General features: G+C 72.1%; 15 protein-coding genes. 5 read left to right on the top strand and 10 right to left on the bottom strand.

The window, feature by feature from the left end:
* Positions 1-14: 14 nt before the first annotated feature.
* The 3 genes from AB5J55_RS08770 to AB5J55_RS08780 all read right to left on the bottom strand — a co-directional run bounded on the left by AB5J55_RS08770 (position 15) and on the right by AB5J55_RS08780 (position 2,331).
* Positions 15-407: a hypothetical protein gene (locus AB5J55_RS08770; RefSeq protein ID WP_369270105.1), complete on the bottom strand. Its 393-nt coding sequence runs from the start codon at positions 405-407 to the stop codon at positions 15-17.
* Between the two features lie 69 nt (positions 408-476).
* The gene (locus AB5J55_RS08775) at positions 477-1,772 is read right to left on the bottom strand and encodes an ABC transporter substrate-binding protein (RefSeq protein ID WP_369270106.1); all 1,296 of its coding nucleotides are present in this window, start codon (positions 1,770-1,772) and stop codon (positions 477-479) included.
* The gene (locus AB5J55_RS08780; RefSeq protein ID WP_369270107.1) at positions 1,747-2,331 is read right to left on the bottom strand and encodes a hypothetical protein; all 585 of its coding nucleotides are present in this window, start codon (positions 2,329-2,331) and stop codon (positions 1,747-1,749) included. The genes AB5J55_RS08775 and AB5J55_RS08780 overlap by 26 nt, the downstream gene beginning before the upstream one ends.
* A 156-nt stretch (positions 2,332-2,487) precedes the next feature.
* On the opposite strand from AB5J55_RS08780, the gene AB5J55_RS08785 reads away from it, so the two are divergent.
* Genes AB5J55_RS08785 through AB5J55_RS08795 form a run of 3 tightly spaced genes read left to right on the top strand, consistent with a single transcriptional unit; the run spans position 2,488 to position 6,349 of the window.
* The gene (locus AB5J55_RS08785) at positions 2,488-2,964 is read left to right on the top strand and encodes a hypothetical protein (protein ID WP_369270108.1); all 477 of its coding nucleotides are present in this window, start codon (positions 2,488-2,490) and stop codon (positions 2,962-2,964) included.
* 11 nt (positions 2,965-2,975) lie between these two features.
* On the top strand, positions 2,976-5,675 hold the full coding sequence (locus AB5J55_RS08790; RefSeq protein ID WP_369270109.1) for an ATP-binding cassette domain-containing protein: 2,700 nt from the start codon (positions 2,976-2,978) through the stop codon (positions 5,673-5,675).
* Positions 5,672-6,349, top strand: coding sequence for an ABC transporter ATP-binding protein (locus AB5J55_RS08795; RefSeq protein WP_369270110.1), 678 nt, complete (start codon positions 5,672-5,674; stop codon positions 6,347-6,349). The genes AB5J55_RS08790 and AB5J55_RS08795 overlap by 4 nt, the downstream gene beginning before the upstream one ends.
* On the opposite strand, the gene AB5J55_RS08800 is transcribed toward AB5J55_RS08795, so the two are convergent.
* Together AB5J55_RS08800 and AB5J55_RS08805 are read right to left on the bottom strand one after the other, a co-directional pair.
* Positions 6,282-6,827 (bottom strand): transglycosylase family protein, encoded by a 546-nt coding sequence (locus tag AB5J55_RS08800; protein WP_369270111.1) that lies wholly within the window; start codon positions 6,825-6,827, stop codon positions 6,282-6,284. The genes AB5J55_RS08795 and AB5J55_RS08800 overlap by 68 nt on opposite strands.
* 116 nt (positions 6,828-6,943) lie before the next feature.
* The gene (locus AB5J55_RS08805; RefSeq protein ID WP_369270112.1) at positions 6,944-7,618 is read right to left on the bottom strand and encodes a transglycosylase family protein; all 675 of its coding nucleotides are present in this window, start codon (positions 7,616-7,618) and stop codon (positions 6,944-6,946) included.
* A gap of 539 nt (positions 7,619-8,157) precedes the next feature.
* On the opposite strand from AB5J55_RS08805, the gene AB5J55_RS08810 reads away from it, so the two are divergent.
* Both AB5J55_RS08810 and AB5J55_RS08815 read left to right on the top strand, forming a co-directional pair.
* Positions 8,158-8,940 (top strand): hypothetical protein, encoded by a 783-nt coding sequence (locus AB5J55_RS08810; RefSeq protein WP_369270113.1) that lies wholly within the window; start codon positions 8,158-8,160, stop codon positions 8,938-8,940.
* A gap of 112 nt (positions 8,941-9,052) precedes the next feature.
* Positions 9,053-9,406, top strand: a complete 354-nt coding sequence (locus AB5J55_RS08815) for a hypothetical protein (protein WP_328882608.1) — start codon at positions 9,053-9,055, stop codon at positions 9,404-9,406.
* A gap of 65 nt (positions 9,407-9,471) precedes the next feature.
* Here the strand turns inward: AB5J55_RS08815 and der are convergent, their stop codons facing one another.
* The 5 genes from der to aroH form a co-directional block, all read right to left on the bottom strand.
* On the bottom strand, positions 9,472-10,950 hold the full coding sequence (gene der / locus AB5J55_RS08820; protein WP_369270114.1) for a ribosome biogenesis GTPase Der: 1,479 nt from the start codon (positions 10,948-10,950) through the stop codon (positions 9,472-9,474).
* An 80-nt stretch (positions 10,951-11,030) separates the two neighbouring features.
* Entirely contained in the window at positions 11,031-11,618 is a 588-nt protein-coding gene (locus AB5J55_RS08825; RefSeq protein WP_369276132.1) for a lysophospholipid acyltransferase family protein, read from the bottom strand.
* Positions 11,619-11,671: 53 nt separating this feature from the next.
* Complete coding sequence (cmk, locus tag AB5J55_RS08830) at positions 11,672-12,358, bottom strand: (d)CMP kinase (protein WP_369270115.1); 687 nt, start codon at positions 12,356-12,358, stop codon at positions 11,672-11,674.
* A 142-nt stretch (positions 12,359-12,500) separates the two neighbouring features.
* A complete protein-coding gene (locus tag AB5J55_RS08835) occupies positions 12,501-13,586 on the bottom strand; it encodes a prephenate dehydrogenase (protein ID WP_369270116.1) in 1,086 nt (361 codons plus the stop codon).
* The gene (gene aroH, locus AB5J55_RS08840) at positions 13,583-13,951 is read right to left on the bottom strand and encodes a chorismate mutase (protein WP_369270117.1); all 369 of its coding nucleotides are present in this window, start codon (positions 13,949-13,951) and stop codon (positions 13,583-13,585) included. The genes AB5J55_RS08835 and aroH overlap by 4 nt, the downstream gene beginning before the upstream one ends.
* Between the last annotated feature and the right edge of the window lie 217 nt (positions 13,952-14,168).

Here is a 14,168-nt window from a genome sequence, read left to right on the forward strand (position 1 = left end):
CCGATTTTGCCTCGCTAGGGGCTCGGAAGTGCCCCTAACAGCGTTGCCGGCACCCGGGATTCGACGCTCAGGTTGCCTTGCCGGGTTTCGTACGGGACCCGGGAGGCGGAGGGGTGCACGTCCATGTCACCCGGCGCCAGACGGTGGTCCGACTCCTCCTCCGTCACGCTGGCGTACGCGTCCCAGTGCCCCTCCGGCAGGGCCACACTGCTGGGGAGCGCCGCGCGCAGCCGGCCCGTCGTGGCCGGGGTCAGGGGCAGGGTGACCTCCTCGTCGCCCTCGCGGTGGCGCAGCACGAGGTGGGCCGCCTCGGTGGCCACGACCGCGGTGACGTCAAAGGTCAGCCCGCCCGCCGAATCCGCGATGCAGTCGGCGCGCAGTGGTACTGCCTGCGACACGGGCGTCATGCGCTGCGGTTCCTCCCTCGGCTCTCGGCTCTGTCGGTTGGACCGGCGATACCGCCTTTTGGTTGCCCGTCACGGCTGGTACGACAGCTGCGGGACGTCGAAGCACGTGTTGTTCATGTCTCCTTGGGAGACCCAGCCCCGGCCGTCCTCCCAGCGGGCCACGGACAGACACGTCCGGCGGGTCTTCGGCGGCTCGGCCAGCCGCTCGAACCGGACCGGGATCAGCAGGCCGTCGGCGGTGTATCCCTGGCTGCGGTTCATGAAGTCGTCGACGCACGCGCGCGTGACACCCCGGCGGGCGCAGGCCTTCGCCGCGTCCGTGAACCACATGGCCGCCGCCCAGCCCTCCAGCTGCCACTGGGAGTGCGTCTTGAGCCCCTTGGCGGCGTCCCTGAACTCCCGTACGGCCTCCTGGCCGGTGTCCTCGTGGTTGCGGGACGATCCGGTGGCCCACAGGGCGTTGCGGCAGCGCGGGGAGTCCTTGTGGTCCTCGGCGACGGTGGACGTCCAGTTCTGGACGTTCGTGACCTTGGCGGTGACCTCGGCGCCGACGTCGTCCATCGCCTTGCACAGCTGGGCGTTGCCGTGGGTGTCGATGGCGTCGAAGACGAGGTCGGCGCCCTGCTCCTTCAGATCGGCCGCCACCGCGCGGAAGTTGGGCAGCGCGAAGTCGACCTGCTCGGTGACGACCTTGTAGCCCTCGGCCTTCAGCCCCCGCTCGACGAGCCGGGCGTAGGCGGCGGACGCGGACTGGTTGTACGAGACGACGGCTGCCGTACGGGCGCCGTGCTCGCGCTTGAAGTAGCGGTAGACCTCGGTGCCGCCGTACTGCTTGCCGTCCCAGCCGGTGGTGCCGTCACGGGGCGCGAGGCTGCCGTAGATGCCGTACAGGTGCGGGTAGGTGTCGTAGGCGGGGCCGATGGGCTGGCCGCCGATGTCGGGCACGCGTGCGCTTGAGACGCGGGAGGCGCCCGCGTAGTCCAGGGCGGTGGTGGCGACCAGGGCGACGACCTTCTCCTCGTCGATGAGCTTGTGGACGCACTCGTTGTTGCCGACACCGCTGCCGCCGTCGTCGCATTCGCGCACCTCGACGCGGCGGCCGTCGATGCCGCCGCGTGCGTTGAGGCGGTCGAAGTAGGCCTTGGCGCCGTCGCGCGGGCCGGTGAAGGCGTTGCCGCCGACCGGGCTGGTGGCGCCGGCGATGATGCCGACGCGGATCGGGGTGCGGTCGCCCGCGGGCGTGGTGGGGCCGCCCCGGTCCCGGTGCTCGAAGTCGCTCTCCGGGAGCCGGCTGCCGCACGCCGTACTCAGAGCCAGCACCACCACGGCGATCGCCGCCTCAGCACCCCGGGATCGGCGACCCATTGCCGCTCAACTGGACCAGCGCGCACAGTGTCTTCGCGGACACCTTCCAGGTGCCGTCCTGTTCGACGGCGGTGCCTGAAGCGTCGGGTAGGGCGGTCGCGCCCTTCAGCGTCAGGTCGTAGGTCACGTTCGCGCCGGTCGGCGAGGTGAACTCGACCTTGGAGACCTTCGCCTCGACCTGCCCGCCGCGCTCGTCACCGCTGAACGCCTGCAGGACCGGCCCCATCCGGTCGCCGTTCTCCAGGACGGTCTGCTTTTCCTCCATGGGCGTCGCCGGGTCGAAGAACTTCTGCCAGTTCTGCTTGATCTCCGTCTCGGCCGCCCCCGCGTCGGCGGGCGCCGTCGCGGCCGGCGACTGCTGCCCGCCCGGCTCGGTCTGCTCGACGGTGGGTGTCGGCGGGGTCTCGTTGCCGCCGCCTCCCTCGTCGTCGCTGCAGGCGGCCAGGGCCGGGGCGAGGAAGAGGAGCAGGGCCGCGGCCGTCGCGGTCCCCCGCCCCGTCGCCCGTGGGCCGTGCCGCCTGTGCGCGTTGCTCCGCCTGAGGTCGCTCCCGAGAACCATCTGGCTCACCGCCGGGTGTCGATCCGGGCCGTGCGCGCCCGGTGCTTTCAGGGTCAGCTTGCAGGAGGCATAGTGCAAGCCATTGGCTGACATGGACAGGCACATGCGCCGAAACCCGATGTGCGTGCCCCCGAACCCGACGCGTGGGAGCCAGCGATGCGGACAGCCCGACTGCGGACCGTGCACCCCGTCCTGTGGGCCGGCTGGGCCGCGCTCGCGGCCGGCGCGGTGCTGTGCGTCATCGGCTGGTACGGCGTCTCCGGCGAGCGCTTCGCCGAGCGGCAGCTGCCGTATCTCGCGTCCTGCACGGTCCCCGGCGCCGCGCTGATCATCGCCGGGTCGCTGCTGCTGACCCACGGCCGCGGCGCGCTCGCCGCCGCGCGCGTGGAGGAGCTGTACGGCCTTCTGGTGGCCGTGGAGCCGGCCGACGCCGATGAGTCCGGGCAGGCGGCCGCAGCGCCGACAGCGGTCAGCGCGGACCTGCTGATGGTGCCGGGCGGCACCCTCTGGCACCGCGCGGACTGCCCGCTGGTCGCCGGGAAGGCGGAGGCCGTACCGGTCGACGCGAAGCTGGTGCGCAGCGGCGAACTGGGTCCGTGCCCGATCTGTGAGCCCGCCGAAGCGGACGACTGAGGTCCGCGCCGGTGTCCTCCCTGACGTACGACCTCACGCTGGCCGGTCTGACGGTCGGCAGCGCCGCCGCGCTCAGCGGGATCGGCCTGGTCGTGACGTACCGGGCGACCGGCGTGCTGAACTTCGCGCACGGGGCGATCGCGATGGTGTGCGCGTATGCGCTGCGGCAGTGCGTGGTGGAGTGGGGCTGGCCGTTGTGGGCGGGCGCGGCGGTGACGCTGCTGGTGCTCGCGCCCGGCATCGGGATGGCGCTGGAACGGTTCGTCTTCCGGCCGCTGGCGGTCCTGGGCAGCGACCCGGCGCAGACCCTGGTCGCGTCCATCGGCGTCTTCGTGCTGCTGGTGGGCGGCGCGGTACTGCTGTGGGGCCAGGGGGCGCGGGACGACGCGCCGGAGCTGACGTCGGCGGAGCCCTGGGGCCAGCTGGCGGTGGCGCTGCTGCTGGCGGCCGGGGTGGGTGCGGTGATCCGCTGGACGCGCTTCGGCCGGGAGCTGCGTGCCGTGGTCGACGACCGTCAGCTGGCGGTCCTCGGCGGTATCGACGCGGACCGGGTGGCAGCGGCGGGCTGGGCGTTCGGCTCGTTCACGGCGGGCCTGACGGGCGTACTGCTGGCCCCGTACGTGCGCCTCGACCCGTACGGCCTGCCGCTGCTGGTCATGGAGGTGGTCGCGGTCGCGGTGGCCGCACGGATGCGCAGCCTGCCGGTCGCCGTGCTGACGGCGCTGGCCATCGGGGTGGCGCAGAGCCAGCTGACGCGGCTGCACCCGACGGGCTGGGGCGCCCCGCTCCTCCAGGCCGTCAGCACGAACCTCTTCGTCGTCGCCCTGCTGATCGCGGCCCTGGCCCTCCCAAAGGTCGGCACCCTCGACGCTCTCCCCCGCTCGGCCACCGCGCGCGTGCCGACCCCTCCGGGCGCCTGGATCGTGGCGATGGTCCTCTTCCTGCTCCCCCTGGGCTTCGCGGGCTCGGACCTGCATACGTCGGTGCAGGTGCCGGCGCTGGGCGTGGTGCTGCTCTCCCTCGTCGTCGTCACGGGCCGCAGCGGCCAGATCTCCCTCGGCCAGGCGGCGTACGCGGGCCTTGGCGCCCTGTTCACGGCCCTGCTGGCGGCGGGCCGCTTCCCGGGCCTCCCTCAACTGCCGGAGCTCGCGGCCCTCGCGGTGGCGGTCGTCCTGGTGGCCCCCCTCGGCCTCCTCACCGGCTGGCCGGCGATCAGCCGCCGGGGCCTGGCCCTGGCCCTGGCCACCTTCGCGGTCGGCGTCGGGGTGAGCCGCTTCGTCTTCGCCCAGCCCTACGCGATCTCGGGTCTGTCCCTCGGTCGCCCGGCGGGCTTCGAGAGCGACCGCGCCTACTACGTCCTGGAACTGACCCTCCTCGCAGCGGCCCTGCTGACGACCTGGCTGCTGCGCCGGGGCCGCACGGGCCGGGCCCTGGCGGCGATGCGGGACCACGAGTCCGGGGCGTCTGCGGCCGGCGTCCAGGTTCCCTCCCTCAAACTCCTGGCCTTCGTCTCGGGCGCCGCCCTGGCTGCCCTGGGCGGCGGAATGCTCGGCATGGGCCTGCGCGCCTTCGACCCGGCCGCCTACGACCCCGTCCGCGGCCTCCTCTGGTTCGCCGCGGTGGTGGTCCTGGGCGCCGACAGCACCCTCGGCGCCCTGGCCGCCGCGGCCCTCCTGGTCGGCCTCGACGCGGGCGCCCGTGGCGGCGTGGCGGCGGCCCTGATCGGCATCCTGGCGGTCCTGGTGGGCCGCTTCCCCGGCGGACCGTACGAGGCACTGCGGACGGCGGCGGGGAGGCTGCGGTTGCGGCGCGGGGCGAGGCTGACGGCGGTGGGGGTGGGGGTACGCAGACGGCTGCGGCCGGCGGAGCGAGGAACCACGCCTCGGCCGGCCCTGACGGGCCTGACCGCGTCGGGCGTCGCTGGGGTCGCGAGCCAGGAGGCCGCAAGCGGCGCTCAGCCCCGCGGTGCCGGTGGGAAACCGAACGCGGCCGAAGGCCGCGTGCCCACCCACCCACCGGCACTCATCACCCACCACCTCCAGGCCCGCTACGACAACTTCACCGCCCTGGACGACATCACCCTCACCGTCCACCCGGGCCAGGTCACCGCCATCGTCGGCCCCAACGGCGCAGGAAAAAGCACCCTGTTCCACTGCCTGGCCGGCACCCACCGCCCCACCCACGGCCAAGTCCTGCTCGGCACCCGCGACATCACCCACCTCCCCGCCCACGCCCGCACCCGCCTCGGCATCGCCCGCACCTTCCAGCAACTGGCCGTCTTCCCCTCCCTGACCGTGGCCGAGAACGTCCGCGTAGGCGCAGAGCAGGGACGGCTCCGAGACCCCTCGGCCGTGGAGCGGGCCCTCAGACTCCTGGGACTCGACGGACCCGTGAGGGCCCTGCCGGCCGCGGACCTCCCCACCGGCACCCTGAGACGCGTAGAGCTGGCCAGGGCCCTCGCGGGCAGCCCGCGCGTGCTGCTCCTCGACGAACCCGCCGCCGGCCTCGACACCGCCGAGGTCACCGCACTGGCCCGCGTCCTGAAGGCACTCGCCGCCGACGGCACCGCCCTGCTCGTCGTCGAGCACGACCTCGACCTGGTCGCCGACCTCGCCGACACCGTGCACGTCATGGCGGCGGGCCGCATCGTCGCCTCCGGCCCTCCGGACCGCGTACTCGACGCGGCAGGCTCCCAGGAGGCACCCGCATGACGACGATCTCCCTGCGCCACGCGCGCGTGCGTTACGGCCCCTTGGAGGCCCTCCACGGCATCACCCTCGCCGCCCCCGGCCCCGGCCTCACCGTCCTGCTGGGCCGGAACGGATCCGGCCGTACGACAGCGCTGCGCGCCCTGGCCGGAACCGTGCCCCTGTCCGGCGGCGCGGTCGTGTGGGACGGCACCGACGTGACCCGGATGCCCGCGTACGAGAGGGCCCGCCGCGGACTGTGCCTGGTCCCCGAGCGGCAGGCGGTGTTCGGCTCCCTCACCGTGCGCGAGAACCTCGAACTCGCGGCCCGGTCGTACGACGTCGCCCTTGACGCCTACCCCCGGCTCGAACCGCTCCTCGCCCGCCGCGCAGGCACCCTCTCGGGCGGCGAGCAGCGCATGCTGGCCTTGTCCCGCGCCCTGCTGGCACGCGCGCGTGTCGTGCTCGTTGACGAACCCGCGCAGGGCATGTCGCCCACGGTCGCCGCCCGCACGTACGAGCTTCTGAGCGAACTCGACGCCTGTGTGGTCGTCGCGGAGCAACGGGTGCCGCCCGGACTGCGCGGCCGGGCGGCACTCGTCTACGAACTGCGTCGCGGCGCGGTCGTGTTCAGCGGCGAGTCGGGCGAACGGGAGCGCCGTGCAGCGCACCGAAGCGGGTCGACCCCTTCCGGATGAGTTGCGATGTCTTCGAGGTCAGCCGTTCGGTGACGGTGGGCCGCCGCAACTCCATACGGCCCTTGAGTCCGTACCGTCTCGAGCAGTGCGGCCAGGCTCCCCACCCTTGAGTTGCCACCACCTTCCGGGCGATGGCGATCTGCTCCTTGCGGCTGGCGAGATCCGCGCGCGGGGCGTACTTCGACCCGCCGAAGCCCTCCCAGGTGCTCTGCGAGAACTGAAGCCCCCCGTAGTGGCCGTTGCCGGTGTTGATGTGCCAATTCCCGCCGCTCTCGCACTTGGCGACACAGCCCCACGGCCACTGGTCCTTGGCGCACGCGAGCGACGCGGGTTTGGGGGGCGGTCCGGGGGCCGGTCGGGGCGGCGCCGTATGGATGTGCCGCGTTGCGTGTGTTGCCTGTGCTGCGTGCGCCGGTCCCGGTGCGACGGCTGTGAACAGCGTGGCGGCCAGGACGATGGTGAGCGGTGTGCATTTCATATGAGCACGCTAGGCAGCCGATTGCGGCCATCCCGCGCGGCGCGTCCGACGAACGCCGGTGCCCCACCCGGTCGGCGGACCGGGTGGGGCACGGAAGCGTGGGCAGGGAGCGCCGCTCAGAGTTCGAGGCGCTGCCCGGGCACGATGAGGTTGGGATCGGCACCGATGACGGACTTGTTGACCTCGTGCAGCTGCCGCCAGGTGGTGCCGTGCCGGGCGGCGATGCCGCTGAGCGTGTCGCCCTCACGGACGGTGTAGTCACCGCGGGACGAGTCGCGGTTCGTGTGTCCCGACGAACGCTCCGAACGCTCCGACGTCTGCGCCGGAGTCGACGGGGCCGCCTTGGCGGCGGGGGCGCCCGAGCCGGCGGCGGATGCCGCGGGTGCGCTGCCGGACGCTCCGGCCCGGGCCGAACAGGTCGGCCACGCGCCCCATCCCTGGGCACGCTGGACCTTGGTGGCCACCGCGATCTGCTGGTCCTTGCTTGCCTGGTCCGCCGTGGGGGCGTAGGCCGTACCGCCGTACGCGCGCCAGGTGGAGGCGGCGAACTGCAGTCCGCCGTAGTAGCCGTTACCGGTGTTGATGTGCCAGTTGCCGCCGCTCTCGCACTGGGCGATGCGGTCCCACACTCCACTGTCCGCCGCTGCGGCGTTGCCGGTCGCGGCCAGCAGTCCGAGCGGGGCGAGCAGTGCCGCCCCGGCGAGGACCGCCGTCGTACGAGTCCGGCTCCCGTTCGGAGCCTTCGGCGCCTTACGAGCGTTGTCGTGAGTGGTATCGGCACATTCGGACATGTAGTTCCCTCTCCAAGGACCCGGGGTCCCTCAAGGCGGTAGGCCACTCCCCACGCCACCGGGCGTGTGAGTCGCGCTCGCCCCGTCCGCCCGAGGATGGTGCTGCAAGCTGGTTGGTGCGGTCGGCGGACGTACCCGAGCGGTGCTCGTTGCACACGGCCGAGGAATCTATGGACAGCGGGCAGTCGGCATCAACCAACTCCTCGTCACTCCAGGCCAGTTCACAGTTACCCCCGGTATCGGCGAATTTCAGCCACCCACTTCATTCGCTGATTTCCGGATTTGTCGACCAACCACCCCGACGATCTGTGACGCACCCCACGCAACCAACTGCCTTGCATTTCCCTCCCGTTGACCGTGAGTGCGCGATTCCGCACCCGGGGTGACGGTGCGCGATGGATGGTTCGATTCCGTTCGCCCTGATGCGTGACTCCCGCCACAGATCGCCCGTTGTCTTCTTCATGAGCCCGGGACCCGCCCGGTTCACGGGCCGGGAGCCACCCGGCCCGTCCACGCACCACATCCCGAGGGAGCCACCCGTGCCGCGCATGCTCGACGTCAGCGACGAGGTACGTGCCGAGATCGGCGACGAAGAGGCCGACCGGCTGCTCGCCGGAGAGAACGCCCCGGGCAGTTACGACTGCACCTCCTGCCGCACCCCGGGCGACTCCGAACAGGAGCGCACCAGCACCGTCCTGTTCATCGGGGACGAGACCGCCGTCCTCGCCTTCGCCCACGCCACCTGTCTGCCCTCCCAGGTGGTCCAGGTCACCGAGGAGCAGTTGAAGGGTGCCGTGAAGTCCATCACCGGCGACCGGGTCGACCTGGAGCCGGAGTCGATCGTGCCGGAGCAGGCCGTGCTCGGAGTCACCAGCGGACTGGTGCTGATCGCCGGGGAGTTGCACCCCGCCCTGGTGGTCGAGCCGACCGGGCCCATCGTGCGACCCGGGGCGATCGGCGCCGGGGACGACTTCCTGCCGCTGCTCATCGAACAGGGGTTCATGCCGCTGGCGGAGCTGGCCGATGTGCCGCCGGTGCTGCACGGGTGGTCCGTACTGCTGGCCATGGGGCAGCTGCACGCGGTTCTGCAGCCCGGGCCCACCGGGGGGCAGCCGGTCGCGTGGTGGCAGGCGCATCAGCCTCTTCAGGTGACCGACGGGTGGCGGGCCGCCGCGAACAAGCACCAGCAGGTGCTGATGTTCGCGGCGCCGGTGGGTTCCATCGGACGCCAGCCCCGGGAGGACCTGCTCCGGGGGGCGCTGGACAGGGCGGCGGCCAACGGGAAGTTGGTCGGGGCCGCGCTGCCGCTGGCGGGGACCTGAGGGAGCCCGCCGACCGGGAGCTGTGCGTGTAGTGCGTCGCCCGCGCCTCCGATGAGCAGGCGACCCTTCACCACGGCCGCATCTCTTCGAGCGCGGGGTCGTTTGGACATACGTGCATGCATACGACGTTCCCCGCCTCCAGGGCGGCTCATCGCCCACGCCGATCTACGACGCGCTCTACGCCGAGTACGTCAAGTCCTTCCGCTCGCTGCCGGGTGATCGCAGCGGGGAGGAGGACATGGGGTTCGTCGCGTTCGGGAACATGCAGCGCGGCACGGGCTCGTACGGCGGCCACCGCCCGGGGTCGTTCAGCAGTTCGTACAGCGCCTACAGCGCGGGGGCACACAGCGCCCGGCACGGCAGCAACGGCCAGCAGCCGCAGTGGCAGCGCGTCGGGCACATCGGCCCGCAGGGCGCGGGGATGCATCACGTCCCGGCCGCCCTGCCGCCGGCGCGCAGAGGCTGAGCACACGTCAAAGGGGCGGCCCTCACGGGCCGCCCCTTTGACGTGTCCTTGAGTAGCTCTTGCCGCTACTTCTTCTTGCCGCGCTTCTCGCGCACCCGCACCGAGATGTGGATCGGCGTGCCCTCGAAGCCGAACTCCTCGCGCAGCCGGCGCTCGATGAAGCGGCGGTAGCCCGCCTCGATGAAGCCGGAGGCGAAGAGCACGAACCGCGGGGGCTTGGTGCCGGCCTGGGTGCCGAACAGGATGCGGGGCTGCTTGCCGCCGCGGATCGGGTGCGGGTGAGCGGCCACCAGCTCGCCGAGGAAGGCGTTGAGCCGACCGGTCGGGACCCGGGTCTCCCAGCCCGCGAGGGCCGTCTCGATCGCCGGGACCAGCTTCTCCATGTGGCGGCCGGTGTACGCCGAGACGTTCACCCGGGGCGCCCAGGCGACCTGGCCGAACTCGGTCTCGATCTCCCGCTCCAGGTAGTAGCGGCGCTCCTCGTCGAGGGTGTCCCACTTGTTGTAGGCGATGACCATCGCGCGGCCCGCCTCGACGGCCATCGTCACGATGCGCTGGTCCTGCACCGAGATGGACTCGGAGGCATCGATCAGGATGACCGCCACCTCGGCCTTCTCGACGGCGGCCGCGGTGCGCAACGAGGCGTAGTAGTCGGCGCCCTGCTGGAGGTGGACGCGCTTGCGGATGCCCGCCGTGTCGACGAACTTCCAGGTCACGCCGCCCAGTTCGATGAGCTCGTCGACCGGGTCACGGGTGGTTCCGGCCAGCTCGTTGACGACGACGCGCTCCTCGCCCGCCACCTTGTTCAGCAGGGAGGACTTGCCGACGTTCGGACGGCCGATGAGCGCGATCCGGCGGGGGCCGCCGATCCCGGCACCGCCGAAGGTCTGCTCGGGCGCGTCCGGCAGGGCCTCCAGAACGGAGTCCAGCATGTCGCCGGTGCCACGGCCGTGGAGCGCGGAGACGGGGTGCGGCTCGCCGAGGCCCAGGGACCACAGGTAGGTCGCGTCGGCCTCGCCGCTCGGGCCGTCCACCTTGTTGGCGCACAGCACCACGGGCTTGCCGGCCTTGCGCAGCAGTCGTACGACAGCCTCGTCGGTGTCGGTGGCGCCCACCTTGGCGTCGACGACGAAGACGACGGCGTCGGCGGCCTCGATCGCGTACTCGGCCTGGGCGGCCACGGAGGCGTCGATGCCGAGGACGTCCTGCTCCCAGCCGCCGGTGTCGACGACCTTGAAGCGGCGGCCGGCCCACTCGGCCTCGTAGGTCACGCGGTCGCGGGTGACGCCGGGCTTGTCCTCGACGACGGCCTCGCGGCGACCGATGATGCGGTTGACGAGAGTCGACTTGCCGACATTCGGCCGGCCGACGACGGCGAGGACGGGCAGCGGTCCGTGACCGGCCGCCTCGATGGCACCCTCGACGTCCTCGAGGTCGAAGCCCTCTTCCGCGGCGAGCTCCATGAACTCCGCGTACTCGGCGTCGCCAAGCTCTCCGTGGTCGTGCCCGTCGGGCGAGCCCTCGGAGTGGATGTGGTCGTTCATGAAGTCCGTACCTCGTCGTTCATCGTGGTGATCGGTGGACCGCGCGGCTGTCGCCCTGCTGATCCACTACTCAGTGTCGCCTAGCGACCGGTCAGTCGCCTTGCGTTTTCCAGGTGCGCGGTGAGCTGCTTCTGGATGCGCTCGGTCGCCTCGTCGAGCGCCTTGCGCGTACGCCGCCCGCTGCCGTCGCCCGCCTCGAAGGGGTCGCCGTACACGACGTCGACGCGGTGGCGCAGCGGCGGCAGCCCCTTTATCAACCGTCCCCGCTTCTCGGAACTTCCCAGCACCGCGACCGGGACGACGGGCGCCCCGGCGCGCACGGCGAAGTAGGCGAGCCCGGCACGCAGCGAGGCGAAGTCGCCCTCACCGCGGGTGCCCTCGGGGAAGATGCCGAGGACGCCGCCGTTGGACAGCACGTCGAGGGCCTGCGTTATCGCCGTGCGGTCGGCGGAGTGGCGGTCCACCTTCAGCTGACCGATGCCGGTCAGGAAGGGGTCGAGCGGGCCGACGAAGGCTTCCTTCTTGATCAGGAAGTGCACGGGCCGGGGTGACACGCCCATCACCATCGGCCCGTCGATGTTGTGGCTGTGGTTGACCGCGAAGATCACCGGCCCGGTCGGCGGCACCTTCCAGGCGCCCAGGACCCGGGGCCGCCACAGCCCGTACATCAGGCCGACGCCGATGCGTCTCCCGACGTCGGCACCCCGCTCGGACGAATGACTCACTTCCCTGCTCGCTTCTCCTCGACGAGCGTGACGACGCACTCGATGACCTGCTGCAGCGTGAGCTCGGTGGTGTCCACCTCGACCGCGTCGTCCGCCTTGGCGAGCGGCGAGGTCTTGCGGCTGGAGTCCGCCGCATCACGCTTGACCAGCGCCTCACGCGTCGCGTTGACGTCGGCACCCTTCAGCTCACCGCTGCGGCGGGCCGCGCGGGCCTCCGGGGAGGCGGTGAGGAAGATCTTCAGGTCGGCGTCGGGCAGCACGGTCGTACCGATGTCACGGCCCTCGACGACGATGCCGACCTCCGCGGAGGTCGCCAGGGAGCGCTGCAGCTCGGTGATCCGGGTACGCACGTCGGGCACCGCGCTTACGGCGCTGACCTTGGAGGTGACCTCCTGGGTGCGGATCGGGCCGGAGACGTCGGTGCCGTCGACGGTGATCGTCGGGTTGCCCGGCTCGGTGCCGGAGACGATCTCCGGCTTGCCGGCCACGGCGGCGATCGCGGTCGGGTCCTCGATGTCGATCCCGTTGGCCACCATCCACCAGGTGATCGCCCGGTACTGGGCGCCGGTGTCGAGGTAGCTCAGCCCGAGCTGCGCGGCAACGGCCTTCGACGTGCTCGACTTGCCCGTGCCGGAGGGGCCGTCGATGGCGACAATCACGGGCTTGGCGGCACCGTTTTCCACGGGGGGACACCTTCCAGATGCGGTGTGACGGGAGCGTGGGGACGCGAGGGCGCCCCGCACAAGGTTACTGGGTGCGCGTCACTCGTCCGGCCGCCCATGAGCCGGCCGGGCTGCCACGGGGCGGCGCGGTGGGGTCAGGCCCCTACTGACGGATCGCCCAGCCCCGCTCCCGCAGCGCCGCCGACAACACCGGCGCCGCCTTCGGCTCCACCATCAGCTGGACCAGACCCGCCTGCTGCCCGGTCGCATGCTCGATCCGTACGTCCTCGATGTTGACCCCGGCCAGCCCCGCGTCCGCGAAGATCCGCGCCAGCTGTCCCGGCTGGTCGTCGATCAGCACGGCGACGACCTCGTAGATCCGAGGAGCCGCCCCGTGCTTGCCGGGAACGCGCACCTGCCCGGCGTTCCCCCGCCGCAGCACGCCCTCGATGCCGGACGTGCCCTCCAGCCGCTTGTCCTCGTCGGACGACTGCAGCGCCCGCAGCGCCCGCACCGTCTCCTCCAGGTCGGTCGCGACGTCGGTGAGCAGGTCGGCGACGGGTCCCGGGTTCGCGGAGAGGATGTCGATCCACATCCCGGGATCGGAGGCCGCGATCCGCGTCACATCACGGATGCCCTGACCGCACAGCCGTACGGCCGTCTCCTCGGCGTTCTCCAGACGCGCGGCGACCATGCTGGACATCAGATGCGGCATGTGGGACACGAGGGCCACCGCACGGTCGTGGGCGTCGGCGTCCATCACCACGGGCACGGCCCGGCAGTGCGAGACCAGCTCCAAGGCGAGGTTCAGCACCTCGGTGTCGGTGTCGCGGGTCGGCGTCAGCACCCAGGGGCGGCCCTCGAAGAGGTCGGCGCTCGCGGCCAGGGGGCCGGACTTCTCACGCCCCGACATGGGATGCGTACCGATGTACGACGCCAGGTCGAGCCCGAGCGCCTCCAGCTCACGGCGTGGCCCGCCCTTGACGCTGGCCACGTCGAGGTAGCCGCGGGCCACGCCCCGGCGCATGGCGTCGGCGAGCACCCCGGCCACGTGCGCGGGCGGGGCGGCGATGATCGCGAGGTCGACGGGGCCGTCGGGCGCCTCGTCCGTGCCGGCGCCGAGCGCGGCCGCCGTACGGGCCTGCTCGGGGTCGTGGTCGGCGAGGTGGACGACGACGCCCCGCCCCGCCAGCGCGAGGGCGGCGGACGTGCCGATGAGGCCGGTGCCGATGACGAGTGCGGTTCTCACTGGGCGATGTCCTTGCGCAGGGCGGCCGCGGCACCGAGGTAGACGTGGGCGATGCCAGCGCGGGGCTTGTCGGACTCGATGTGCGCGAGGACCCGTACGACCCGGGGCATGGCGCCCTCGATGTCCAGTTCCTGGGCGCAGATCAGCGGTACGTCGGCGAAGCCGTCGCCGAGCTTGCGGGCGGCGGCTGCCGGGAAGTCGCTGTGCAGGTCGGGCGTGGCCGTGAACCAGATGCTGATCAGATCGTCCGCGGTGAGGTCGTTCCGCTCCAGGATCGCGGTGAGCAGGGCCCCGACCTGCTCGTCCATGTGGCCGGCCTCGTCCCGCTCCAGTTGGACGGCCCCCCGGACCGCTCGTACCGCCACGGCGCTGCTCCTTGCTGACGTACGGATCGACTCTTCGGCTGTCCAGCCTAGTCAGCCCGGGTGCGGCCCAGGCATGTCGCCCGCCCGCTGAGACACCGGAGGGCACCCGAAGCCGATGGCGGACCGCTGCCACCTGCGCGCCACCAGACGTACGGGATGCCCGTTTTCTTCCACTTAGCCCCAAGTTGCTTCTTCTTTGCTGACTTCAGTGCAAAGA

This window comes from Streptomyces sp. R11, from assembly GCF_041051905.1.
Lineage (GTDB): Bacteria > Actinomycetota > Actinomycetes > Streptomycetales > Streptomycetaceae > Streptomyces.